This window comes from Exiguobacterium sp. FD-YE-25-4 (assembly GCF_057004685.1).
Genome location: NZ_CM168041.1, coordinates 879,429 through 904,976, shown reverse-complemented (window position 1 = coordinate 904,976; position 25,548 = coordinate 879,429). Strand labels below are relative to the sequence as shown.

Here is a 25,548-nt window from a genome sequence, read left to right as displayed (position 1 = left end):
TCCTTTCCCAATCACTCTGAAGCTTTACGACTGAAGTAATGATGCAGTCGAACTTCAACGATTTGTTTGACCCATTCGTAAACCAAAGGATGAGCAAACGCTTCATCATGCTCGATATGTAACGACTCCCCCGTCACGAAGAACGGTCCTTTAGCTATTTTATCAAACGGCATCCGTAAGAGTAACTTTTCGATTCGTTGTTGTTGGAACGGCGATTGGAAGTCTTTCGTTTGCCCATCAATCTGTTGTCGATATGGGATTGCATTGATGAACTTATAGAAAGGACGAGCCGCCTCACTCGCCGAGAGTGGCTGAAGCCATCCATCGATCCCTCGGTTCAGCATGATTGATAGCACAATCATCTTATAGCTCTTCGTCATGTCGGTGTATTCCACTTCGAGCAACAACGACTTCGACTCTTCAAACAGATGGTTCTCCTCGTCACTCAGCTCCCCCATCCGGTTGAAGAATCCGTAAAAGCCACCGTCTTTCTTCCATTCAGAACGATAGGCGTCCATTGAGTATTCCCCGCGTTGAATCAACTCTAAATAACTCGGTCGCCTTCCGAGTTCCTCCTTCACCATGAAGTAGTTCCGCTCCAGCTGTTGTCGACGCGTCGAAGACCGTGTCACCATCCGCTTCAACAAATCGATGGCGTGTAAATCGAATTCGATGTTACACCCTTTAGGCAATGTCTCATTTGTCGGGAGCTCTTTTACAATCGGTTGCCTCTTCATCGTCAACAACGCCAACTTCTTATCGATGTTTTTATAGTTGCCAATCAAATCTATGATGGTGCAGTGCGTCTTACCGCTCAATAGACGTAACCCACGACCGATCTGTTGTGTGAAGACCGTCAACGATTCCGTCGGGCGACAGAACAATAACGTATCAATCTCCGGGATATCGACCCCTTCATTGAATAAGTTGACCGCGAAAATGATATCGAGATATCCTTGCTTCAATTGACTCATCACATCGGTTCGGTCATATTCGGTCTGGCTATGTAACGCGACGGCTTGAACACCTTGCAGGCGGAAATAGTCGGCCAAGTATTCAGCCTGAGTGACCGACGAGCAGAACCCGAGCGCTCGCGTTTGGTGATGCATCCGCCAGGCATCAAAGATTTTTTGAGCGACACTTTCCTTTAACTGCTCCGCCAACAGTTCGTCTTGATCATAGCGACGACCATTGATCAATCGAATCTGGGAATAGTCAATTTCATCATAAACACCGACATAATGGAACGGTGTCAAATATGACTCTTCAATCGCTTCAGTGAAGTGCATCTGATAGGCGACATTGTCATCGCACAATGCGTAGACGTCTCCCCCATCCAACCGATCTGGCGTCGCCGTCAATCCAAGCAAAAACTTCGGTTCGAAGTAGTCAAGAACGCGTCGATAAGATGGTGCAGCCGAATGATGGAACTCATCGACAATAATCAAGTCGAATTGGTCAGGCGCAAGCTGTTGCATTCGATGTTTGGATGCCAATGTTTGGATCGAAGCGAATAGCACGTCGGCTGACTGCTCATCTCTCGAGTCACCACCGAGTAACAGACCTGTCTTCCATTCACTCGATACTCTTTTGTATGAAGCTTCCGCTTGGAGCAAAATTTCTTTCTGATGCGCGATAAAGAGCACCCGCTTGAACTGACGGGCGAAGAAGGCACTCAAATACGTCTTCCCGAGTCCGGTGGCGAGCACGAGCATCGCTTTGCGTCTACCCTCGTCCATCGTCTCGCGTAACGCCTTCAAGGCAGCGTCTTGAACAGTGTTTGGCGTGATTGTATCATCCTCGATATAAACAGGTGGTGGTGCTGCAACCAGCTCCGCTTCCTTCATTCGCTCTTGTCGGGCCATATACTCTTCCCTGTAAGGCTGTAACGAGATGCCGTTCATGATTTGGGCGTAATCACTATAGAACAGGTCATGAAACGCGTCGACTGATTGTTCGAACACGTCCTCCGAGATGCTTGCTGGAATCTCGACGTTCCATTCGACACCTCGATTCAAGGCACTATGCGACAGATTGGAGGAGCCGACAAAGAACGTCCCGCCATCTTGGGTACGGAACAAATAGGCTTTTGGATGGAACGATTGGCCCTTCGAACGATACAGTCGCAATTCAACACCATCAATCTTCATGAGCATCTCGAGCGCATCCGGATTCGTCAAATAGAGATAATCCCCAATCAGAATCCGAACTTGTGCCCCTCGTTCGACTGCACGCTTTAGTGCCTCAGCGATTTCCTGAACACCTGATACTTGCGCAAACGCGACGACCATATAAATTTCAGTCGCCGCGTCGATTTGGTGTTGTAATGGAATTCGTAAATGACTCGTGTGCAGACGTAACTCACTCATGGTCAAGGACCTCTTCCAAGAAGAGACCTTTTTCAAAACCGCCCCGCTTCTCACGTTTCTCCTCACGGATGCGATTCAATTCCTCAAAACTCGCACCATGCATCTTACCGAGCGTATAGACGAGTTCCAAAATGTCAGCAAGTTCTTCGAGTGATTCTTCATCGATGTTCGTCTCTTCGTACTCTTTGATTTCTTCATAGAGCTTCAAGCGAGCCTGTTCGAAATGTTCGGCTTGATTGAGATGTTTGACGACAGGAATTTGCCCTGCTTCATGGATGATTTCAGGGATGCGGTCGCGGATTAACTTGTTGAATTTAGTCATTAAATTCCCTCCATTAAACCCCAGATTTTTTTGAGTGGATTAATTTTGAAGGAATGGACAAACTAGTCTTGGTTGTCCTCCAAACAATCACTGTTGACTCTAAAAAATAGTCTTAAGAACTTACAGATAATTTCAATGATAATGAATACTAATTCTGAAAATAAATATTATTCATAGCTATAGAGATTCTTTTATCTGTGTTCTTCTTCAAACAATTTGTTAACATTATAAATTAATTAAATTTCAGTAAGTGATAGTTTTTCAATTTTTTCGTTATCATTTTTGACCAGCATCATCCTTAAACACATACAAAATTTTGGATCAACAAAAGTGTAGCTGTCTCCTTTTGGAGTTTTTTTTATAGGAGGGTTATCACTATGGGCAATTTCGGATAGCATTTGTCCTATATTCATTTTAGCTTGTGTGGTTAAAGGAAATTCTGTTTTAACTACTTCTTCAATATCAGAGGATTTGAATTCTTTTTTTTCTACTTTTCCCAATGCATACAATACTTGATTTTTTCTCTGCACAGTCGTCTCTCGAGAATTCATTAATAGTTCTACATTCGTGTAATTAGAGGTTAATGATTGGTTTATCCAATCAATTTTGGCTGATTGTAATAAAGCATCGTCATACCGCCAATCATTATCCTCCAAAGCATATGCGATTTTTAAGCAATACTCGTGTAGTCTTTGAGGAATACCTAAAGTCGACCAATAAATATCTTCACTTAATGACCGTAAAGTATCATTTCCCAAATCAATTTTCAGCTTTTCTACAAACCCCTTTTTAACAAAATTTTCAAGTTGATTCTTGCTTAATTTTGACACTTCAGGAATTTCTTCTAGTCTATTATCAATTGAAGAGGCATTTTCAGCTTTCGAAAAATATTCTTTAATGCCATTAGGAACACCTACTATCAAAAATTTCACCTCATATTTGGCATAAATCTCATCATCTAATAGAAGTATTAAATTGCCTAACTCTTTCATCAATTTCTCATCTTCAAAAATAGCCTCTAGGTTTTCAAAAACTATAAGAGCAGATTTTCTTCCAGCTTTCTTCCTCACATATTCTAAACACTGTAAGAAAGGTTCTTTTTCAGTAATTATATATTTATCTGAGTGATCTATTTGTCCTTTTGCAAAAGCAGCATTCACTTCGGCCATTTTTTTCTCAGTATATTCTACTTTTTTCACTTCATCATTCTGGTTGAGATACCATGTAAAAGTTTCAGAGATACTTTGATTAGAACTTGCGTTCGGGAGATTTATTGTTACATATTCACATCCCATCTCTTTCAGCACATTTTTATACATCCAAGATTTCCCTGATCCGCTATCTCCATGAATAATGATATGATACGTTCCATCTATAGCTCTCTTTAATTTTTTTTCTAATTCCGGTCTTGAAATATACATATCTTCATTAACCTTAGGTGCTTTTGGTGTAAAAACTTCATTAGGTTTTATTCTAATTTCTTTTTTAAACAACACTAAATACTCTCTCCTTTTACGATTTTTTTAAAATCCACATTTTTTTAGATAATCAAATTTTAAGAGTGTCTTTAATTTAGAACATGTTCGTCGATAGTTTTTATAAACTTGATTTATTCTAGGTCCAGATCCGCCTTTTATCGTCAATACTTTATAGTGTCAACCTCTACATCGAAGCCAGTGTTCTTTAATTTTACAGTAAGCTCATCATAAAACGGTTCTATATATGGACGTTCAATAAAAATTGTTAAATTTCTTCTAGCCCTTGAACATCCTACGTAAAATAGCTTATAGGCAGACAGAACAGCATAAACTTTATTTTTGTCAAAACATCTTTTTATATTTCCAACAAGGTTTTTATCAAGGAATTTATTATAATCATGAATGCATAGATTAATAAAAATAGGATTTTCTTTAAAGTGATCGCATAGTTCATTAATTCTTTCGTTTAAATACTCTTTTTTTTCTATTAATACGTGACTGTTTATTTCGCTTATTTTACATCCTAATACTTTCACTGTCTCATATATCCATTCTACATATTCATTGTAAAAGGACTCTAAAGATTCTAAGGTTAAATCCACTTTACTCCATAATTCTAAAAACGCGTGCATATGCACTAAAGGAGGGTGCCTCTTAGAATCAGCAACAATGAAAAATACTGAATCGTGGCTTTCGCCTTTTACTCCATGTTGAGTTGACACGCTCGGATTATTCAAATATAAGTTCAAAGCTCTAAATTCTTCTAATTTTATATTTAATATATTTTCATATTCTAAATCGATCCCATCAATATATTTAATGTTAATCAATGGATTACTTTTTAAAGCCTCAAGAAACTCTTTTACAGTGCAATCTTTTAGATATTCAGCATTTAATTTACTTAAACATTCATTTATCCTCTCAATATCATTTTTTTTAGTAATGAGACACTGCTCGTAATTGAAAACACTCTTGTTTTTTCGTACATGGTTAATTATTTTCCCCAAGTTTAATTCTGAATAGTAAGATAAAATCTCCTTTACCAAAAAGAGAAATTTATATAATGTATCTGTATTTTCATTCGTGTTATTAGTCATTACATCAACCGCGGATGGTTTTTGGTTATTAGAATATCTTTTTAATTTTTTAGTATGCAAGAATAATTGACCTGCACCTATTGCATTAAATCTCTGTTGATTCAGTAAATACAGTATTAATGCGTGTGAGTATTTTTCTCGCTCTACTTTCAAACGCGATTCTACGTTGGTGGTAATTATTACTCTAGGTGAATGATTAGGTTCTATAAGTTTGTTTTTTTCTGAATATTCTTGTTCATAGTTCTGATTATTATAGATATTATTTAACAGATTTACAATATCTGGTATGGACCTATAATTAGTTTTTAAATTGATGTTTCTATTTAGTGTCAAAAATTCTTGCTCAAACGTTCCATCATCACTACTATAGATTTGCTGCATCTTGTCGCCCAAGAAAAATAAAGTAGAGTTAGTTTCAATTACAGCGTCATAAAAAATTTTTAATATGATTGGAGCAGTATCTTGGTACTCATCAATAAAAATTTCCTGATACTTTTGTGTGACTCTTCTTTTTATCTTTGGGAATTTATTAAATAGCGCTACAGAAAACTCTAACAAACTATCGTGTGACAAACCTCCAAAATATAGGTGATTATATGAGGTTTCATTGTAATAAATCCTATTAGTATTTTCTTTTATAAAACTTAACGATAAGTCACCGTATTTTTCTCTGAAATTTTGATTAATTCGAGAGATGCCTTCTTTGTCTTCTCTGTTTAATATATTTTTTTGAATCTGGTCACTATATATTTCAAAATAAAGATCAATAACTTCTTTATTTTGAAAGTAAATTCTTAAAAACTGATGAAGAAATGAATGGATGGTGCTAATTTGAACATCTAAAGTGTCTACATCTTTTTTTAACTCTTCAGCAGCCCTTTTTGTATATGTAATGCACAATATATTATTTTTGGGATTCCTATTTTTAATATTAGCAATCATATCTTTAATTTTAGTCGTTTTGCCACTACCTGCAGGTGCATTAACTAAATAAATATTATCAACTATTGCTGAAGCCACTCTAATCCCTCCTCTACATAATGCGGAAGCATTTTTAAAATCATATCGTTTAAAATAACGCTATACATAAAATCTGTTTTCGAGTTACCAGTGTGTTTAACTATATCTCTAATAGAAATCATCTCTTCGGGTTCCTCAGGATGATCTATATCTACATTTTGATTCTCCATACTTCCTAATATCTTCAGAACATCAGGAACATTATGCTCACTTTCTTCATCTTCTAGTTCCCAATCATCTATTTTATCTGCTTTAGACGTTTTTATATTTTGTGGAATAGTGTATTTTAATTGGTCATTTTTTCTATCTATTATCCATTCGCTTCTTCTCTTGGTCGTAATAGAACTAATATTATAGTGTTTAGCGAGCATTGCTTCTTCTAAAGTTCGTGCAAAATTTTCTTCGTTACCTTGAAAATTAACTAAAATTAATTGATTAGAAAACAAATTCTCACCGTTCTTTTTCCAATCATATAAATCAGCTACAGTAGGGCTTTTCTTCCCTCTAGATTTATTAAAGTAGTGATTAAGAGTAGCATTTGTGGTTTGAGATTCAATGATGTCTTCTTGAGTAATTGCATTCTTTTTATAGTCTAAATCCGTCAAAATAAGGGTTTTGACTTCAATAAATTCAATAATTTCACTATATTTATGCGCATAAGCTCCACCCACTTGAACATATGCAATATATTTTTGACTAAGCTTAAAAAATTTATTGCAAGTTAGTAACTTCCTAACCAACAATCTTTCAGTATCACCCTCATAAAGTATGACTCTATCAGCAAAAACAATATCAGAGAACCCTATCTCAAAGAACCAGTCATAAAAATTATCAAGTATAGCATCATCTTTTACTTTCTTTTTAAATGAAGAAAAATCATATATTTTACTGATAAAATGATCAACAGAGCGAGACACCCTTAAGTTTTTCATTTCTGTTAAACGTACCATCTCACTTGAATGTGTACTAATTAAACCTTGTATTTTATTTTCACTATAATAATCGTTCAAGTATTTCCCAAATATTTTTTGCATTTGTGGATGCATATGTGATTCAGGCTCTTCAACCACAAAAATATTCACCAATAAAGGGTTTATTCTCTTTTTATATGCTTCTAGTTGCAGCAATATATAAATCATATTGCTATAACCAAGTCCTTGTGAAGATTCATTTAGATAATGCCCTTGATATTCATATTTTGTACTTGTTATTTGATTTAGTAAGGGGGCGATAGTGTCCTCATTAATATCTATGTCTAAAACCATACTCGCAGTATTCCCACCGTTTGCTTTTGCAATCGATTCTATAGCATCACTAAGTCCAGAAATTGATGCTTCTCTTACTTTATCAACAATTTGAGCATCCCTTATAGGATTCATTATTTGATCAGGTATTTCATTAAGTAAAGTTCCAAGTTCTTCATCATCTTTTGCAAGTTCAATCATATTTTTACTTAGGCTTCTATAACTCCCATTAGCTTGATCGTCAAGGGTTCGACCAGCATTTATATACTTATAATTAAATAGTTTTTTTAATCTATTTGGCTCAATTTCATATTTATTGTCTGAATAATCACTATCACAGTAGTAACATCTTTGAATTAAACTCGCTTTATATATTTCTAACATAATATCCTTAAATTGTTTAATTTTTAAAGAATTTGCGTCATCGTCAGTATCAGTATTTTTTAGTTTCGTATACCTATTTCTTAAATTAATCATTTTTTCTGTTAACGCTTCCAAAAAGCTTGCATATGAAGGTTGAATAATAAATTCAAAATATATACAGTTGTTTTCTGTATCTAAATCCATTATGAAATCCGCAAAATTTCTTATATCATCATTTTCATGATATTCAACTGTAAGTCTTAGGATTGTCGGACTCATAAGATATTTTTTACTTGGACTAGGTGACTCTTTATCAAATATTTTTCGAGCTAGTTTCTCAACTGTTTCAAAATTTTCCTCCTCAATGTCTAATGCATCATAAAACATCTCATAGACATTATCTGACCATTCTTTTGTAATTCTCACAGGAATATCTGAAATATCAAATGGTACTCTCCCATTTTCTAAAAGAGAACCTATTAAATTGATTAAAGAAGTTTTACCACTGTTATTAGCTCCAGCTAATATAGTAATTTCGTTAGATAAAGAAAAGGATTCCGCTTGAAACTTCCTATAATTTTGTATATATATTTTTTTTAACAACATATTTAAATCTCCTTCTCTAGTATTCTAATTCCAGTATATTTACCAACGTTTTCATTATAAACAGTCTATTGAATTTAGTTCCACACTTCTTCTTCATAAATTTCCTTTTGTTTCTAAATCCATTATTAACACAGTTGTTTGTTGGATTTTCATTGTTTCATTCCACAATCTCAAACGCCTTCACATACACGACATGGTCGAGGAAAATAATCCACTCATCCTCGAACTGGACGAACCCGTCCGTCGCATGACGGAACGATTGATAAATCGACTCCAGCGCCGCATAACGACTCTCCGCCTCCACCACTTGCGTCAATACCTCATCATTGATCATATGAAACTCAATCTCGAACTGTTTCATCATGTCCACTCCCTTTCACTCCCTTTCACTGCATTGCCTATTATCTCTTTTCCCAACTTGAGACGTCCCCTTAACCACTCTCTGGTTTCCTCGCATCGACGATTACTGAAGGAAACGCAAGCTGTTCTCCTTGATTTCGAGGATCGTACTTCTTGGACCGAAAGATGATGCCATCGGCTCCATCCCATTCCTGTTGATGAAACGTTCCGTCCTCATCGCAGTATTCAAGCAGTTCAACCTCAAAGCCTACACTTTTAAACAAATCGGTAATCGTTTGATACGTATGAACAATTTTATGACTCGCTGCCGGGTGGTCTTTCGGACCAGGTCCACCGACTTGTACAATGTTTTGATAAGATTCATCCGGAAAATACCCATCCGGCACTGCACAGCGAATGTAGCCTGAGGGCTTTAGATAAGTAAAACAGATTTCCGCTGCCGCCACCCCTTCCTCATACGTCAAATGTTCCCACACGTGTTCGGCTAGAATCGCCGTGATTGAATTTCGTTCGAATCGATTTTGCCACGTATGTATGTCCAATACATTTAATTCTTCTTCCTGTGTATGAATCCAGCCTGGATTGTTGTTGTATTCCCCGGCACCAATCACCAGCTTGATGTCCTTCTCCTTTTCATTCAATCGTCACATCCCCCTTTCACCCGACTCAGCAATCTCTCTTACACTCTTTTCCCCATTCCATCCCAGACTCCTCTCGAAACCAAGATGAAAATTTTCTCAGCTACCGAAAGGAAAGTTTTTCCTATACACTATGATAAATAGTCAGAAAATTACGTGTTCTTACATATTTAATAATGGCTATTGTAATTCAACTTAGAGAGGAGCATTCCTATGGCCTATGACTTTGAATGCAAACACCTGACGAAACGCTTTGATAACGGCGACGTCGCGACACTCGCGCTCGACGATGTGAACCTCCACTTCGCCCACGGCGACTTCATCTCGATTATCGGTCCATCCGGTTCGGGCAAGTCGACGCTACTCAGCTTGATCGGCACGCTCGACCGTCCGACCGACGGCACGCTCCTATTCAACGGCGAACTGATCTCGACCTTGTCCGCAAAACAGCTCGCCGACTTCCGCTTCGACAACATCGGCTTCATCTTCCAACAGTTCCATTTGATCCCGACGTTGACCGCGCTCGAGAACGTCATGGCACCGCTGTTCGGGCGGAAAGTCGACTACGACGGCGAACAACGGGCACTCGAACTGTTGAAAGAAGTCGGACTGAGCGACAAGGCGAACTCGCTACCGTCGCAGCTGTCCGGTGGTCAGCAACAACGGGTCGCCGTCGCCCGCGCCCTCATCCACCGTCCGAAGTGGCTACTCGCAGATGAGCCGACCGGGAACCTCGACACCCATACGGGCGATATCATCTTCGACTTGTTGACGCGTCTGAACCGGGACAACGGCTGCGGCGTCTTGTTCGTCACGCACGACCCCGAGCTCGCCGACCGGGCGAACCGAAAAATCGAGATGCGCGACGGGCAGGTCGTCGCCATGAGCGACGTCCATCATGCTTAAGTTCATCTGGAACTCATGGTGGCGGAACAAAGAACGGTTCATCCTGCTCATGGTCGGGATGCTCATCGTCAGTACCGGGCTCAGTTATCTACTCGGGGTGACCCAGGCGAACAACGGCACGGTCGTCAACGAACTGCAAAAACGTTGGGACTCGTCGTATCATATCGTCGTCCGACCGGAAGGCAGCCGCAGTGTGACCGAGGACTTGAACCTGCTCGAACCGAACTATATGAGCGGACTCGAGGGCGGCATCACGCGCGAACAATACGAGACGATTCAACAGATTGCCGACGTCGATGTCGCGGCACCGATCGCGATGATCGGGTCGACTTATTCAAGCTCGTTCACGAAAACGCATACGTTTGATAAAGCGGGTCTTTATCGCCTCAAGATGAACACACTCATCGATACGGGCATTGAAAAAATCAATGACTTCCAAGATTTGAAAGCTTATTTTTGGGTCGGCTGGATGCCAAACGGTGATTCAACCCACATCGGAATCGGTCCGACCGCCCTGTACGAACAATTCCCCCTCTCTTACGGGAGCGATGTCATGTTGGCTGGGATTGACCCGGTCGCCGAAGCGAAACTCGTCGGCTTAGACGATGCCGTACAAGCAACAGAGTTCAGTCGTTATTTCAACGAAGAGGATGTCCCAGAGCCTTACGATGAAGACATCACGACGATTCCGATTTTGATGAGTTCAAAAGACTACGTCGATGCCTCAATCAACTACACGATTGAAGAAGTGGATGTCGATACAAGCAATCAAGAGGCGTTTATCAAAACCTATCTCGATCAAGGAAAAGATGAATACCTCGATAGCTTGAAAGGTACAGAGGTCGCCTCATACGACTTTACAGCGCAACAAATGCACGACAATATCACGAAACACATTTTAGAAGGGACACCACAACCGCAAGACCCTCGTGTCACAGTTGACTATACTTGGCTTGCCGAGAAGGCTTCACCTCTCGTATATGAAGGCGTGACGAGCCCGTTCCCGAAACGTTGGCCGTACTCGTATCAAATCAAACCGTTCCTCGCTGAGGGTCAAGTGGCTTACGGCCAAGAAAGTATGTATCGCAAGTCAAATAAATACGCGGAAGACCTCAACGATGCACCGAAAGTGAAATATAACTACATCGGCTTGTTCGACCCGTCGAAACTGAAATTGTCGAAAGACCCGCTGACGGAACTGCCGATGGAGACATATTTCCCGGCCAGTGCCGATTGGGTCATGAACTCGAAGGACGAACCGGTCAACCCACCGACGACGGTCAAGCCGACGAACAATCCGTACAGCTTCTTGACGAAGCCACCTTCGATGTTGACAACGCTCGACGCCGCATTCGCCATTGCCGGCGACAAAGCCATCTCGGCGATTCGCGTCAACGTGAAAGGCGTGGACGTCTTAAACGAAGAGAGTGAAGCGAAACTGCAAGCGGTCGCCAAAGAGATTGAGGATCAGACCGGTCTCATCACGGACGTCACACTCGGCTCGTCTCCACAATATGCCGTCACGTATCTCCCTGGACTCAAAGGCGAGAGCGCCCTCGGATGGATACAACAGCCTTGGATTAAACTCGGGTCATCGATCACGATTTTCCAAGAAGCGAAACTCGGCTTCTCCGGCGTCGTCGCGAGCGTCATCCTCGTCGCGATGCTGTACGTGTTCAGCTCAAACATCATCATGCTGTACGCGCGGAAGAAAGAGTTCGCCATTCTGTTATCGCTCGGTTGGAGACCGAGCCAACTGTCGAAACTCTTGTTCCTAGAGGCGACGATTCTCGGTTCGATGGTCGCGCTCATCTCGTGGATGATTCTTGGGACGTTCCTATGGACGGCAGCCGGCTCGACATCGATTGCCCGCATTCTGTTGATCGGACTCGCCGGTCTGTTAATTTATTGGCTCGGGACGCTCATCCCGATTCGACTCGTTCGACGCATCAAACCGTATGAGACGATGCAGTCTGGCGAAGTGTCGAAAGGACGTCGTCTGCTCCGCTCCCGCTCGAGTGTCGGCATGAGCTTGAACCAGCTCGTGACGTATTGGCCGCGGACGACATTGTCGATTCTCGCCATCGCCTTACCGACGAGTCTGTTCGGTTTCTTCCTATTCGTCACATTCCGCCTTCAAGGCGTCTTGTATACGACATGGATCGGCGAGTTCGTCGCCCTTGAAGTTGGAACGATGCATTACGTCGCAATGGGTGTCGCTTTGCTCATCGCCATGCTGACGACGACCGAGATCATGTGGCAAAACGTCTCGGAGCGCAAGCCGCAGCTCGCTGTCTTGAAAGCGCTCGGTTGGCAGAACACATCTATCCGTCGTCTCGTTTTGACGGAAGGTGCGTTGACCGGTTTCTTCGCCGGACTGCTCGGCGTAACGGTCACGATCATCATCGTCACCGTCATGTATCAACAGTTCCCGACGTCTGAGTTGCCGTTCCTGTTCGCGACCATCCTCATCCCGGTCGTGACCGGTGTCCTCGGGGCGCTCCTCCCGGCGGAGCGGGCCGTCCGCATCACACCGGCCGAAGCCATCGGCGGACACGTCGTCAACCAGAAGAAAGTCGAAAAACGGTTCCGTCTCGTGCTCGGGACGACCGCGACCGCTCTCGTCGTCGGCATCATCAGCTTGTTCGTCTTCACGTCACCCGAAGTGAAACCGGTGACCGAGGAAGCGAGCACTACGCCTGCCCCGACCGCACAGACGACCGGTGCGAAACAAGCTGACTTGAAAGATACAAAACCGAAAGAAACAAAAGCAACCGCACCAAAAGAAGATGACCTTCAAAAAATCATGGATCTCGGTACGTTCCAAACGTATATTGGAGACCCGGAACTGAAGAAACGTGAATTCCAAGTCGGTGAACCGGTCTACGCATCACCGGACGGCACCGAACCAGAAGCCGGAAAACGATTCGTCAGTCTTCCCATTTCTCTATTCCATTCAGATGATGGTGAAGGTGGTTATATGGACTATCGTCCGAACGGATTCCGCATGTATACGCCAGACGAAACGGAATATAGTCCGGTCGATATGGTCAACCACAACAAAAAAGCGTTGCGTGGCGGTGCATTTTACACACCAGGCGAGAAGTCCGAAATCGATTTGGTCTTCCTCGTCCCTGAGACTGAACAGACACTCGTCTTATACGCGTCCAGCAATGCCATGCCAAAAATCTATACTGTTAAAATTGAAGTGCCGTGAACTGAAAAAAGGAGCGTCGTCCCTCCTGGGATGGCGCTCCTTTGGCTTTCATCATTTTGGCTCATATCGAAAGTCAGATATTTGCGCATTTGCTCTTGAATACAGCGACTCCATCGAGAATCGACTTGGACGGCTCGTGCCTCCACCGTATAAGGCCTCGATAGTTTGATCGATATACGTATTTTCCGCTTCTAAATATTCGACAACGAGGTCTTTGAACTCATCGGCCGAGGAATCCTCATGCCGCAATTCCTCCAGTTCGGTCGAGTACATGTCGTTGTCTGCTTGCATACCCTGCAATTCTTCAACAGCTCCCGGAACGTTGACGTCATCGGTCGGAACACTCGATAGCGTGAGCATCTTGATTTGATGATCGCGCGCTGACGAGATGATGGAAGCGGCATCGAAATGAATGACGGGTCTGTCGTCAATCGTTTCAACCGTTCCCGTGCTTCCGCAAGCGGATAAACCCATCGTTGTTCCTGCGAACAGAGAGACGGATAAGAGTAACTTCTTCATCATCGATTCTCCTTCGCACTTGTTCGATTTTTTAAGAAAGTTCATCTATAGTTTCGACCACAACCTCTGTATCCCCGGCTTTCCCCAAGTCGAGCACGGTCGGGTCTTCGTATGCCAAGACGTGAAACTCTTGTTCAAACGTCCGAATCACATAATGCGATAGTTCGCCTCGGTACGTGTTGACACGTTCTGTCCCCATGTTCTCTGCGGCGAATCGTGTGAATCGGGACGTCTTCAGTTTCACGATTGGGCAGGCATTACGTAGCCCTTCTTCATGCATACTATGGTCCTCGATTGTCCCAAGAAACACCGCATATTGCTCAAAACGGATACTGATTCGGTCGCGTTCCGCGTCCCACGTCAGCAACATCGTCGGGTCGCTTGCCCCGAAAAATGTCCATTCGAGTGGATAATATGTTACACCCTTCATCTGGAACGACTCCGTCTCGAGCACATAGTCTTCCGTTGTCATCAAAAATTCTAAATCAATCGCCATTCATGAATCCCCCAGCAATCTTTATATAGTCCGGAAATACATAACACCATACAAACTCATTGATTAGGATGATTATAATTGAAAGGTGATTGAGTTTTGTAAGAAAATTCAATACTTCGGCAATACGTTTTTCAGAAACCAATTATAAAACAAAGTTCCCTAAACGAAACAATATAGTCCGCTACGAGAGAAAATACTGAAATACGCCTTTCTTTGCGAGTACAAATTAAAAAGGACCTGTGACATCAGATAAATCGACATCACGGCCCCTATTGATTTGGTTCATGCATTTTCTTCTAAGATGATAAATTCAGCATCGATAATATCGGGGTTAACCCGTTTCATTTCTTTGTAGCTTGAGACAAGCTCTTCATATGACACCTCAACACTTTCCTCAAGTGCGTCTAATAATCGATTTCCCATTTGTGACATCGTCGAATACGTAAGTCCTCCCGAAATGACTCCCCCCGCAATCGGAATGAACTTAGACACGCTTTTCGCAAACGTATTTCGCGTCATCTTTACCCCAATTAAGCTAGACACCTTTTTAATGATTGGATAGTAGAATGTCTTCATGAGCGCTTTATTCGGCAATTGCTTCAATGCCTGCTTCGACAGTTGTGACGACAAGACTTTGATTGTCGCCGTCGCACCACCGACACCGAACATAACCCCTAAAAAGAGAATCAAGTCCCCATTCACCCGTTCGACGTCCAATTCATCTTCATCCCAGAAATCCTCGTAGCCGTGCAAGTATCCGATTTCTTGCGCTAACCTCAGCGCGACCCCAAAAAATTGAGCCGTGTCAGCTGGAATCGTCGCTGCGAGTGCAATCCCCCCCGGTAAACCGGCCGCAAAAGACGCAGACGAACTCTTCATCGTCTGATTCATAATATTCTTCTTCGCGACTTTACGAATCAATGCTCGTGACACATTCGCTTCAATTGGTCCCTTCTCGATGATTTCAGCGAGTAGTGCAGGCGGGACATGCTTACTAAAACTTTTCGCTAAAAACTCTTTTCGATCCACTTTCACACCCGGCAATTTAACAGTATTCGTAATCAACACTTCAAACAAATCAGAACCACTCGACAACCTCGACACCTCTTCCACTTTGATTTAATTCTCTTCATTTATATCAACTATATTTTTTTATTGAGTCTTACACTATCAGTATAAATCTTCTAGCAGAAATATTGGTAAAATATTTCATTTTTAGAGATGGATTATCTAAATTCCATCTATTAAATCAAAAAAGGAGCGCCCATCTCGGACGCTCCGTGCTTCGAGTTAATAAAAGATAAACCACAGTGCCGCTGCCACTAAAAACAGGCCGGCCCCGATGAAGAGAATCTTCGCTAGTCTCTCATATACCATGTCTTCACCTCACCAACGCCGCGCCGACGACGAGCGAGACCCCAATCGAGAGCAGGAACGCCATCAGGCCGACGGCAATGTTCCCTTTCCCAATCTCCTCGTTCACTTTGAGCGACGGCGTCAAAAATTCGAATAACCAATACGTCGTCAAGAGAAGGAAGAAGCCGAAGCTTCCCCCGACCAACACATCCATCGTCTGGTCGTGATGGCTCTCGACGACACGGAAGATGTTGGCGAGACCGACGATTTTCCCGCCGGTCGCAAGTGCAACGGCGATGTTTCCTTTTTGAATCTCGCGCCAATTGCTGTACGGTGTCGTCACCTCGAAGACGGCGAGACCGACGACAATCATGAGTCCGGCGATTGAATACAGGCCGAGCGACTCAAGCAATACGTTCACGTTCACATTCCCCATCCGTCTGTTCCCCTCACTTCAGTTCGACGACCGTGACTCCGAGTCCGCCTTCACCCATCCCACCGGGGCGCTGACTCTTCACGTGACGATGTCCTTTTAGGTACTCTTGCGTCGCCTGTCGCATCGCACCGGTCCCGAGACCGTGGATGATACGGACGTTGTCATACCCGGACACGAGCGCCTCGTCGATATATTTGTCGAGGCGGGAAAGCCCTTCTTCGACCCGGACGCCGCGCAAGTCGAGCTCCGATTTCGTCGAGCTCTGACGCTTGAGCGAGCTGCCTTTCGACTGGAGCGACTGCTCTTTCGATGGGCCGATCTTCTGAAGGTCGTCCGCTTTGACGTTCACTTTCATGATCCCGACTTGGACGTTGTACTCGTTGTCGTTCAATTGCTTCACGATATAGCCCTTTTGGTTGAACGTCGTCACTTTCACTTCTTCGCCTTTACTGAACGTACGTTTCTGTTGCGCTTTTTGTTTCACTTTTTGGATCTTTTTCTCTTGGAGCGTCGGTTTCGCCGATTCGAGCTGTTTCTTCGCGGCGATGATCTCGTGCTCTTTGACGATCCCTTCTGCGCGTAGCTTCTTCAAACGGTCGATGACTTCGTTCGCCTGGCGCTTCGCCTGTTCGACGGCCTTTTCGGCACGAGCCTCGGCTTCGCCGTACATCGTGTCGCGCTCGCGCTCGAAATCGGTCAGCTTCGCCTCGAACGCCGCCTGCTCTTCTTCAAGGTCGTGGCGTTTGACGATGAGTTCTTTCTCGAGCTGTTCGGCACGTTGCTTGGCCGCCTCGAGCTCATTGATCATCGATTCGACCGATTCGGCGTCGGTGCCGACATGGCTACGTGCCTTGTCGATGACCTGTTCCGATAAGCCGAGACGTCGACTGATCTCGAACGCGTTCGAACGGCCCGGTACGCCAATCAACAGGCGGTACGTCGGGCTGAGTGATTCGATATCGAACTCCATCGAGGCGTTCATGACACCTTCGCGATTGTAAGCGTAAGCCTTCAGTTCCGAGTAGTGCGTCGTCGCCGCCACGCGGGCGCCGCGTCGTTTCACTTCATCGAGGATAGCGATGGCAAGGGCCGCCCCCTCTTGCGGGTCGGTCCCGGCACCGAGCTCATCGAATAGGACGAGTGACATGAAGTCGATCTTGTCGAGCATGCTGACGATGTTCGTCATGTGCGAGCTGAACGTCGACAAGCTCTGCTCGATCGACTGCTCATCCCCGATGTCAGCATAGATGGCGTCAAAGACGGACAGCTCCGTCCCGAACTCGGCCGGTACGTACAGACCTGACTGCACCATCAGTTGGAGCAATCCGAGCGTCTTGAGCGTCACCGTCTTACCGCCGGTGTTCGGTCCGGTGATGACGAGCGACGTGAACGCCTCACCGAGCTCGACCGTGATCGGCACGACCTCATCTTGCGGGATGAACGGGTGACGCGCCTGTTTCAACTTGATTTCGCGTTCGTCGTTCAATTTCGGCTCCGTCGCTTTGAGCTGATGGCCGTAGGCGACTTTCGCGAACACGAAGTCGAGCGTGGCGAGCACGTCGAGATTGATTACGACCGAATCGGCGACACCGCCGACGAGGTTCGACAGTTCGCTCAAGATGCGGTCGATCTCGGCGCGCTCTTTCAGGCGGACTTCTTGAATCTCGTTGTTGATTGACACGATTGCCTGGGGCTCGATGAAGAGCGTCTGACCCGATGCCGATTGGTCGTGGACGATCCCGCCGAACGCTTGGCGGTACTCCATCTTGACCGGGACGACGTAACGGTCGTTCCGGATCGTGACGATGGCGTCTGACAGCATCTTCGCGTTGTTGCGGAGGATGTTGTCGATCCGTGAGCGGACGCTGCCTTCAAAGCTGCGGAGCTGGGTCCGGAGACCACGGAGCCGGTCGCTCGCCGAGTCTTGGACCGTGCCTTGGTCGTCGATGGCGTGACGGATCGACTGTTCGACCTCGATCAGCTTCGTCAAACGCTCGGCGTACTCGTCGAGGCGCGGGATGCGGAGGTCTTCATTGTCCTCATGAAGCTTCTCGAAGAAGTTCTTCACTTGGCGGCCGCTGTACATGACGGCGGCGACGGCGAGCAGTTCGCTCGTCGAGAGGACCGAGCCGATGGCGGCCCGCTTCACTTCACTGCGGACGTCGGTCAGCCCGCCAAGCGGGAGACGATCCCGGAGTCGGACGACCTCGGTCGCCTCACGGGTGACGTTCAAATTCGACAATACCCGGTCGTACGTATAGTCGGGCTGCATGTTGAGCGCCCGTTCTTTCCCGAGCGAGCTCGCGGCGTGGGCGGCGAGCTGCTGGCGTAGTTTTTCATATTCTAAAACGCGTAACGCGTGATCCATCTAGCATGTTCCTTTCTGTCGCTTCGCGTCGATGAACGCCTTGGCGTCCTCGAACGAGAGGCAGTTGATGATGTCTGACGGTTCGAGATAGGCTTTCCGGGCGTGCAGGACGCCGAGTGCCATATCTTCCATCATATCAGGGTGGTGCGTGTCGGTGTTGATCATCAGTTTGACGCCGGCCGCCTTCGCTTTCTTCAGCGTCGAGGCCGTCAAATCGAGCCGGTTCGGGTTCGCGTTCAACTCGAGCGCCGTCCCCGTCTCTTTCGCGAGGGCGATCAAGCGCTCCTCGTCGATCGGATAGCCGTCACGGCGCCCGATGAGGCGACCGGTCGGATGGGCGATGACGTTGACGTACGGCGAGCGGCAGGCGTTCTCGAGCCGGGCCATGATCTCGTCGACGGACTGGTCCATCTTTGAGTGAATCGAGGCAACGACGTAGTCGAGCGTCGCCAAGAACTCGGGCTCATAGTCGAGCGTCCCGTCCGGGCGGATGTCCATCTCGACACCGCGGAGGACGTGCATGTCGTGTTTCTTCGCGGCCTCAAGGATTTCTTCCCCTTGCGCCTCGAGCCGTTCCTCGGTCAAGCCGTTGACGAACGACATGTATTTGCCGTGGTCGGTGATGGCGATCCACTCGTAGCCGCGCGCTTTCATCGCCGCGACGAGCTCGTCGACTGTCAGCTTCCCGTCCGACCAGACCGTGTGCATATGGGCGTCGGCCTTGATGTCGTCGAGCGTCACGAGCTTCGAGATGTCGTGTTCGAACTCAAGATTCCCTGCCCGGAGCTCCGGCGGGATAAACGGCAGACCGTAGCGTTCGAACAGCTCGGCTTCCGTCTCCGGTTGCCAGAGGCCGTCCGCCGTCTCGACGCCATACTCGGAGATCGACTCGCCCTTCGCCTTGGCGAGCTGGCGCATCCGGACGTTATGGTCTTTCGAGCCGGTGAAGTGATGGAGCGTCGCGGCGAAAGCGCCCGGTTCGACCATGCGGAAGTCGACCGACACCATCTCCTCGCGCTCAAGGACGAGCGACACTTTCGTCTCGCCGGCCGCGATGACCTCGTTGATGAACGGGAGGGCGAGCAGCTTATCGCGGAGGGCGACAGGTTCCTCGGTCGCGATGATGAAGTCGAGGTCTTTACACGTCTCCTCGGCGCGGCGGAAACTGCCGCCGACCGAATGGCGCAAGACGAGCGGCTCGGCTTCGAGCACCGTCTCAATCTCTTCGACGACCGGACGCATCATGGCGTACGCCAAACGTTCCGGACGTGACTCGAGGTTCCGTGCCGCCGTGAGCAATTTCTCGACGCTCTTGGCGCCGAATCCCGGCAGGCTCGCGGCCGTGCCGTCCTCTAACACGGTAATGAGTGTCTCGAGATCGACGACACCGATCTCACGGAGCTTGGCGAGCTTCTTGCCGCCGAGTCCTTGGATTTTGAGCAGTTTCATGAGACCGTACGGGATCTCTTCTTGGAGTGACTCGAGCACTTCGCTCCGCCCCGTGTCCCGCCACTCTTGCAGGACGGCGGCCGTCCCTTTGCCGATCCCAGAGATCGTCGTCAAATCCTCGATGTCCTCGAGCTCGAGCTCCGTGTTCTCGAGCGCCGTCGCGGCTTTCCGGAAGGCGTTGATCTTGAACGGGTTCTCCCCTTTAATCTCCATATATTGTGCGATCTTTTCTAACAGCATCATCGCTTCAACTTTATTCATTGAAATTCCCCCTTTTCCATACAGAAAAGGCCGAGACACAAGCACTAGCTTGCATTCCGGCCTGTCGTGTTACAACATCTTATTCGAGAACCATTCTGAGAGGTATGGTGTGTCTTGAATGATGTACGTCGCGAGCGACGAGTTATCGACCGCACTTTGGACGCTCGCCATCGGCACGAAGGCGATGACCCATAAAATGAAGAACGTGATCACATACGCCTCGAAGAAACCGAGGACGGCACCGATGATGCCTTTCAATTGGCGCAAGATCGGCAAGTCCGTCAAGAAGTCGAGCATCGATAGGATGAGATGCAAGACAAGTTTCGTGATGACGAACAACACGACGAACCAAAAGACGTTATAAAATGTCATCTCGAGCCCCGTGAGCGCGTTTAAATCGATGACACCTTTCGGAAGCGTTCCATCGAGTTGCGACGGATACGGAATCCAAAGCTTGAACGCTTCGGCGAGATCACGGTAGTATGCATTGGCGACGAGGAAACTGATGATGAGCGCGACCCAATGGCCGAGCTGCAAGATCGCCCCGCGACGGAACCCGTTAACGATTCCGATGAACAAGAAAAACAGTATAAGTAGAGTAACCATAAAGTGATTTATTCTCCCGTATTTCGTTTAGTTTTGACGTGATCGCTCGCGATTTGGATAGCGGCGAGCACCGCTGCCTGACGAGCGTCTAGATGAGGGGACTGTTCACGAATCTCACGGATTTTGCTATCGACCAGAAAGCCCACTTCCCTCACATGATCGGCCGGCTCTTCGCTGACGATCGTATAGTCTTGACCCGCGATATGAATTGTTGTTCGTTGTACCTGCACGCGTCACCCCTCCTTTACGTCTATTCAAAATTAATCATAACATCGTTTGTATATTAGGAAAAGAAGAAGGTCCCTCCCTTTTCCACTCCAACATTTTGTGATACCCTATTTCAAAGTTGTCAAACGTCAATCTTCGTTAAAAAATGAAAGATAGGGTGGCAACACCGCATGAAATGTGCGAAAATAGCAACAATTCAAACATTAAGAGAGGATGATTTATTTGAAATTACGCATTGGCCTTCTAGGTCGCATCATCATCGCTATCGCATTCGGGATTTTACTCGGTAGCATCGTACCAGAAAGCCAGAACTGGATTGTCCGGACGTTCGTCACGTTCAACACGGTCTTTGGACAGTTCCTAGGCTTCGCCATCCCACTCATCATTCTCGCCTTCATCATTCCAGGAATCGGGGAACTTGGAAAAGGCGCTGGGAAATTGGTCGGTTTGACGGCACTGATTGCATACGTATCGACAATCGTCGCCGGGACGCTCGCCTACTTCGCGACGAGCAACCTGTTCCCACAAATTTTGACACGGAACAACGCGTCAGCTGAAAGCCCGGAGGAAGCGCTCTTAAAAGGCTTCATGGAATTCGAGATCCCACCGGTATTCGGCGTTATGACGGCGCTCATTCTCGCATTCGTCATCGGCATCGGGATTGCCGCCATCGAAAGCAAGCGCTCGCTCGATTTAGCCATGGATTTCCGCGATATCATTGAACTACTCATCAGCAAAGTCATCATTCCACTATTACCGATTCACATCGCCGGAATTTTCATGAACATGACGTATGCCGGACAAGTCGCTGAGATTCTCTCGGTGTTCTCGCTCGTCTTCGTCACAATCATCGTCTTGCACTTGACGATGCTCTTGATTCAATACTCAATCGCAGGGGGTCTCAACAAAGAGAACCCGCTTCGCCTCTTGAAGACGATGATGCCGGCTTACTTCACGGCCATCGGGACACAGTCGTCAGCGGCGACAATCCCGGTCACGCTTCGCCAAGCGAAAGCGAACAACACGGACGAGGGCGTCGCCAACTTCGTCGTCCCGCTCTGTGCGACGATTCACTTGTCAGGGTCGACAATCACGCTCACATCGGTCGGTGTCGCCCTCATGTACTTGAACGGCATGCCGATGTCTTACGCGATCGTGCTTCCGTTCATCCTCGCCCTCGGCGTCACGATGATTGCGGCACCAGGCGTACCAGGTGGAGCCGTTATGGCCTCACTCGGTTTGTTCGGTTCAATCCTCGGGTTCGATGCGACGATGCAAAGTCTCGTCATCGCTCTCTATTTGGCACAAGATAGCTTCGGCACGGCGACGAACGTCACGGGAGACGGGGCCATCGCCAAGATCGTTCACTACTTCAAACGCAACACGAAACTCCTCGACGACGCCAAAGCGCGCGAAGAAATCGCATAATACGCTCCAAAATTTGATAGAATGAGGAAAACGGGCAGGCCACGCGGTTTGCCCGTTTTTCATACATACGAAGAAAGGGTGTTTACATGGAACTGATTCGTTGGAACGACCTATCCGGATTTGAAGAACGTGTCATGCCCCACCTGCTCGAACATGAGGCCGAGAACAGCTTGATGATTGGCGTGCTCGATGCCATCAAGCAAGGCCGATACGAGTCGTATCATCAACTGACCGTCGAAGATGACGGTGATGTGCTCGCGATCCTGCAAGTGACGCCGCCCCATCCGCTCAACTATGTGCTCGTTACGCCCGAGCGAGAGGATGACGTCCTTCGTCTGCTCGTGCCTGAACTATTAAATGGTGATATCCCATTCACCGAGGTCGTCTCGCAAGCCGATCTAGCGATGAATTTCTACACGCTCTGGTACATCCTGACGGCACGAGAGCCGAAAGTCTTCATGGAGCAAGGTCTGTACCGTCTTGATCACGTCAACGACATCCCGCTGTCGGAAGGGTCGATGCGACGGGCGACCGAGGACGATGAGACGTTCCTCGTAAAGGCGTACAGCGCGTTTGAAAAGGAGACCCGTTTGCCGGTCTCGTCGAAGGCAGACGCAACACGAAAGATTGCGACGATGCTCGAGAATCAAGAAGTGTACGTCTGGGAAGTCGACGGCAAGGTCGTTTCCTGCGCGAAGAAATCGCGCGAGACCGCGAACGGCGTCACCGTCTCGTTCGTCTACACACCGAAAGCGCTGCGCAAGCGCGGCTATGCCCGCTCGCTCGTCGCCGAGCTGAGCCGGGAGCTCTTGACGTCGAAACAATATTGTACGCTCTATACAGATTTGAGCAACCCGACATCGAACAAGATTTACAAAGAAGTCGGCTATCAAAAAATCTTCACTTCAGCGTGGATTCGATTGCCTAGCTGATTCGTGTCGCCTCCCCTATACTGTAGGTGGAGGCGATTTTTGATGAACAGACTATTCGGTTGGTGGCTCCGCATCCCACGCCGGATCCGGATGACCGTCTTGACGCTCGCCACGCTCGCGGTGCTCGGCTATATGGTCTTCCTCGGCGGAAGGAGCATGCTCGACGACCCGAACTGGGACACGCTCTGGCTGAGCGTGATTGGCGCCGCCCTCTTGACCTTTATCGCGTATAAGGCAACAAAAAAGTGATCGACGCGTTCGTCGATCACTTTTACTATACGTTTAGAAGAATGAAGCTGGGTTGACCGTGTTACCCGCGCTCGAAGACGAGTACGAGTAGCCGCCACGGTGAATCTCAAAGTGCAAGTGTGAGCCAGTCGAGTTCCCTGTGCTACCCATCGCGCCGATGTTTTGGCCTTGTGTCACACGTTGACCGGCTGATACCGATACCGAGCTCATGTGTGCGTACACTGTCGTCCAGACCTGCCCGTTCAACACATGCGTGATGATGACGTGGTTGCCGTAGGCCCCACCCCATCCAGCACGTGTGACCGTACCTGTTTGTGACGCATTGATCGGCGTTCCGACTGGTCCCGCGATATCAAGTCCGTTGTGGAACGAGTAGCCGTTCGCACCGCTCGCCGCGCCCCAACCTTGTGAAAGACGACCGTTCGCCGGGCGTTGGAACATGCCACCACTTGCCGGTACAGATGTCGCAGCCGATGCTTGCGGTGTGCTGACTGCGCTCGCAGCAGAGTTTGAACTCTGTTGTTTCTTCGCAGCCGCTGCTGCCGCTGCCGCACGTTTCGCTTCTTCCGCTGCACGACGTTGCGCTTCCATTTCAGCTTTGATGGCTTTCTCTTGTGACTTGAGTGTTGACTCCATTTCTTGGAGGCTCACCAATTTCGATTCGAACTTCACTTTTTCAGCGTTGAGTTTCTTGATTTTCGCTGCGCGCTCTTTCATTTTCTTGTTGAGCGTCTTTTGACGTTGTTCGAGTTCTTCTTTTTGTTTCACGAGAGCATCGCGCTCGGCTTTCAACTCAGCTTGCGCTGCAGCCAATTTGTCTTTCGTCGCTTGGTATTCTTCAAAAATCTGCTTGTCGTTCTCTTGAATCGTACCGGCTGTGATCATTCGTGTGAGTAAGTCACCGAAGTCTTTTGAACCGAAGATGAATTCAGCCCAGTCGATCGAGCCACCGCCATTTTTTTGCATCGTGGCCATGCGCTCTTTCATCAACTCTTCTTGCGCCTTCATCTTTGCTTCGTATTGCTTGATTTTCTTTTGAAGGGCCGCAATTTTTTGTTGTGTCGCACGAATCTCAGCTTTTTTTTGAGCGACGTCATTGATGACGTCTTGGAGTTCGGCATCTAACTTGTTGATTTCTTGCTGTTCTTTGCTGATTGCCTGCTCACGTTTTTGGATCGAGGCGTTCGCTTTGCTCTGTTCACTGCTATTCTTTTGTTGTTGCTGCTGCACCTTTTTCTGTTTGTCTGTAAGTGACGCTGCATAGCCAGGTGTCGTGCCGCTAATGAGAAGAGCTCCTAAAGTGACGGTTGCTGCAAGTTTCTTCAAGTTAACCAATGTGCTTCCCTCCGCTGAGTTCTGTGAATTTCTATATAAAATAGATCGAATAATTTATAAGTTAAAACGCGAATTCCTGTATCGCTCTGAGACTCATTATAGCAATCTAAACCTAAAGTTATTTTACACTTATATTTCATTCGCATTACATTGACCTGTTTTAGGTTTTATACGTTTAAAAATGGGGGTATAAAGGGATTTCTCATTTACCCATGTCACAAAAACGTTATAAATAAAAAAGAAAAGCACTTCTTGAAAGCGCTTT

21 protein-coding genes are annotated in these 25,548 nt (G+C 46.6%); 5 read left to right on the top strand and 16 right to left on the bottom strand.

The window, feature by feature from the left end; all coding sequences use genetic code 11:
• Positions 1 to 11: 11 nt before the first annotated feature.
• The 7 genes from AC13H5_RS04640 to AC13H5_RS04610 all read right to left on the bottom strand — a co-directional run bounded on the left by AC13H5_RS04640 (position 12) and on the right by AC13H5_RS04610 (position 9,500).
• Positions 12 to 2,369: a DEAD/DEAH box helicase family protein gene (locus tag AC13H5_RS04640; protein ID WP_483546391.1), complete on the bottom strand. Its 2,358-nt coding sequence runs from the start codon at positions 2,367 to 2,369 to the stop codon at positions 12 to 14.
• Positions 2,362 to 2,691, bottom strand: a complete 330-nt coding sequence (locus tag AC13H5_RS04635; protein ID WP_483546390.1) for a nucleoside triphosphate pyrophosphohydrolase — start codon at positions 2,689 to 2,691, stop codon at positions 2,362 to 2,364. Before AC13H5_RS04635 ends, AC13H5_RS04640 begins: the two co-directional genes overlap by 8 nt.
• 236 nt (positions 2,692 to 2,927) lie before the next feature.
• Positions 2,928 to 4,187 carry an AAA family ATPase gene (locus AC13H5_RS04630; protein ID WP_483546389.1) on the bottom strand — a complete coding sequence of 420 codons (1,260 nt, stop codon included), beginning with the start codon at positions 4,185 to 4,187 and terminating at the stop codon, positions 2,928 to 2,930.
• Between the two features lie 143 nt (positions 4,188 to 4,330).
• Positions 4,331 to 6,286, bottom strand: a complete 1,956-nt coding sequence (locus AC13H5_RS04625) for a UvrD-helicase domain-containing protein (RefSeq protein WP_483546388.1) — start codon at positions 6,284 to 6,286, stop codon at positions 4,331 to 4,333.
• The gene (locus AC13H5_RS04620; RefSeq protein ID WP_483546387.1) at positions 6,271 to 8,499 is read right to left on the bottom strand and encodes an AAA family ATPase; all 2,229 of its coding nucleotides are present in this window, start codon (positions 8,497 to 8,499) and stop codon (positions 6,271 to 6,273) included. The genes AC13H5_RS04625 and AC13H5_RS04620 overlap by 16 nt, the downstream gene beginning before the upstream one ends.
• Positions 8,500 to 8,656: 157 nt before the next feature.
• Complete coding sequence (locus AC13H5_RS04615; protein ID WP_408584442.1) at positions 8,657 to 8,863, bottom strand: hypothetical protein; 207 nt, start codon at positions 8,861 to 8,863, stop codon at positions 8,657 to 8,659.
• A gap of 67 nt (positions 8,864 to 8,930) precedes the next feature.
• Positions 8,931 to 9,500, bottom strand: a complete 570-nt coding sequence (locus AC13H5_RS04610) for a class I SAM-dependent methyltransferase (RefSeq protein ID WP_483546386.1) — start codon at positions 9,498 to 9,500, stop codon at positions 8,931 to 8,933.
• Between the two features lie 210 nt (positions 9,501 to 9,710).
• Between AC13H5_RS04610 and AC13H5_RS04605 the strand changes: the two genes are divergently transcribed.
• The gene (locus AC13H5_RS04605) at positions 9,711 to 10,403 is read left to right on the top strand and encodes an ABC transporter ATP-binding protein (RefSeq protein WP_483546385.1); all 693 of its coding nucleotides are present in this window, start codon (positions 9,711 to 9,713) and stop codon (positions 10,401 to 10,403) included.
• Positions 10,396 to 13,620: an ABC transporter permease gene (locus tag AC13H5_RS04600; RefSeq protein ID WP_483546384.1), complete on the top strand. Its 3,225-nt coding sequence runs from the start codon at positions 10,396 to 10,398 to the stop codon at positions 13,618 to 13,620. The genes AC13H5_RS04605 and AC13H5_RS04600 overlap by 8 nt, the downstream gene beginning before the upstream one ends.
• Positions 13,621 to 13,671: 51 nt before the next feature.
• Here AC13H5_RS04600 and AC13H5_RS04595 read toward each other — a convergent pair whose 3' ends face one another.
• The 8 genes from AC13H5_RS04595 to zapA all read right to left on the bottom strand — a co-directional run bounded on the left by AC13H5_RS04595 (position 13,672) and on the right by zapA (position 21,341).
• On the bottom strand, positions 13,672 to 14,139 hold the full coding sequence (locus tag AC13H5_RS04595; protein ID WP_483546383.1) for a hypothetical protein: 468 nt from the start codon (positions 14,137 to 14,139) through the stop codon (positions 13,672 to 13,674).
• Positions 14,140 to 14,170: 31 nt separating this feature from the next.
• Positions 14,171 to 14,635 carry a hypothetical protein gene (locus AC13H5_RS04590; RefSeq protein ID WP_483546382.1) on the bottom strand — a complete coding sequence of 155 codons (465 nt, stop codon included), beginning with the start codon at positions 14,633 to 14,635 and terminating at the stop codon, positions 14,171 to 14,173.
• A 282-nt stretch (positions 14,636 to 14,917) separates the two neighbouring features.
• Entirely contained in the window at positions 14,918 to 15,730 is an 813-nt protein-coding gene (locus AC13H5_RS04585) for a bacteriochlorophyll 4-vinyl reductase (protein ID WP_483546381.1), read from the bottom strand.
• A 286-nt stretch (positions 15,731 to 16,016) separates the two neighbouring features.
• Entirely contained in the window at positions 16,017 to 16,427 is a 411-nt protein-coding gene (locus tag AC13H5_RS04580) for a DUF350 domain-containing protein (protein ID WP_034776716.1), read from the bottom strand.
• Between the two features lie 13 nt (positions 16,428 to 16,440).
• Positions 16,441 to 18,795, bottom strand: coding sequence for an endonuclease MutS2 (locus AC13H5_RS04575; protein ID WP_034776714.1), 2,355 nt, complete (start codon positions 18,793 to 18,795; stop codon positions 16,441 to 16,443).
• A complete protein-coding gene (gene polX / locus AC13H5_RS04570; RefSeq protein WP_483546546.1) occupies positions 18,796 to 20,511 on the bottom strand; it encodes a DNA polymerase/3'-5' exonuclease PolX in 1,716 nt (571 codons plus the stop codon). It abuts the gene before it with no gap.
• A gap of 63 nt (positions 20,512 to 20,574) precedes the next feature.
• Positions 20,575 to 21,111: a CvpA family protein gene (locus tag AC13H5_RS04565; RefSeq protein ID WP_034776712.1), complete on the bottom strand. Its 537-nt coding sequence runs from the start codon at positions 21,109 to 21,111 to the stop codon at positions 20,575 to 20,577.
• Positions 21,112 to 21,119: 8 nt separating this feature from the next.
• Entirely contained in the window at positions 21,120 to 21,341 is a 222-nt protein-coding gene (gene zapA / locus AC13H5_RS04560) for a cell division protein ZapA (RefSeq protein ID WP_021066785.1), read from the bottom strand.
• A 211-nt stretch (positions 21,342 to 21,552) separates the two neighbouring features.
• Here zapA and AC13H5_RS04555 point away from each other — a divergent pair, with 211 nt between their 5' ends.
• From AC13H5_RS04555 to AC13H5_RS04545, 3 genes are all read left to right on the top strand, one after another.
• Positions 21,553 to 22,767, top strand: coding sequence for a dicarboxylate/amino acid:cation symporter (locus tag AC13H5_RS04555; protein WP_214797141.1), 1,215 nt, complete (start codon positions 21,553 to 21,555; stop codon positions 22,765 to 22,767).
• 86 nt (positions 22,768 to 22,853) lie between these two features.
• The gene (locus AC13H5_RS04550) at positions 22,854 to 23,699 is read left to right on the top strand and encodes a GNAT family N-acetyltransferase (RefSeq protein ID WP_483546380.1); all 846 of its coding nucleotides are present in this window, start codon (positions 22,854 to 22,856) and stop codon (positions 23,697 to 23,699) included.
• A 42-nt stretch (positions 23,700 to 23,741) separates the two neighbouring features.
• A complete protein-coding gene (locus AC13H5_RS04545; RefSeq protein ID WP_483546379.1) occupies positions 23,742 to 23,948 on the top strand; it encodes a hypothetical protein in 207 nt (68 codons plus the stop codon).
• 33 nt (positions 23,949 to 23,981) lie between these two features.
• Here the strand turns inward: AC13H5_RS04545 and AC13H5_RS04540 are convergent, their stop codons facing one another.
• Positions 23,982 to 25,283, bottom strand: coding sequence for a murein hydrolase activator EnvC family protein (locus AC13H5_RS04540; protein ID WP_483546378.1), 1,302 nt, complete (start codon positions 25,281 to 25,283; stop codon positions 23,982 to 23,984).
• Between the last annotated feature and the right edge of the window lie 265 nt (positions 25,284 to 25,548).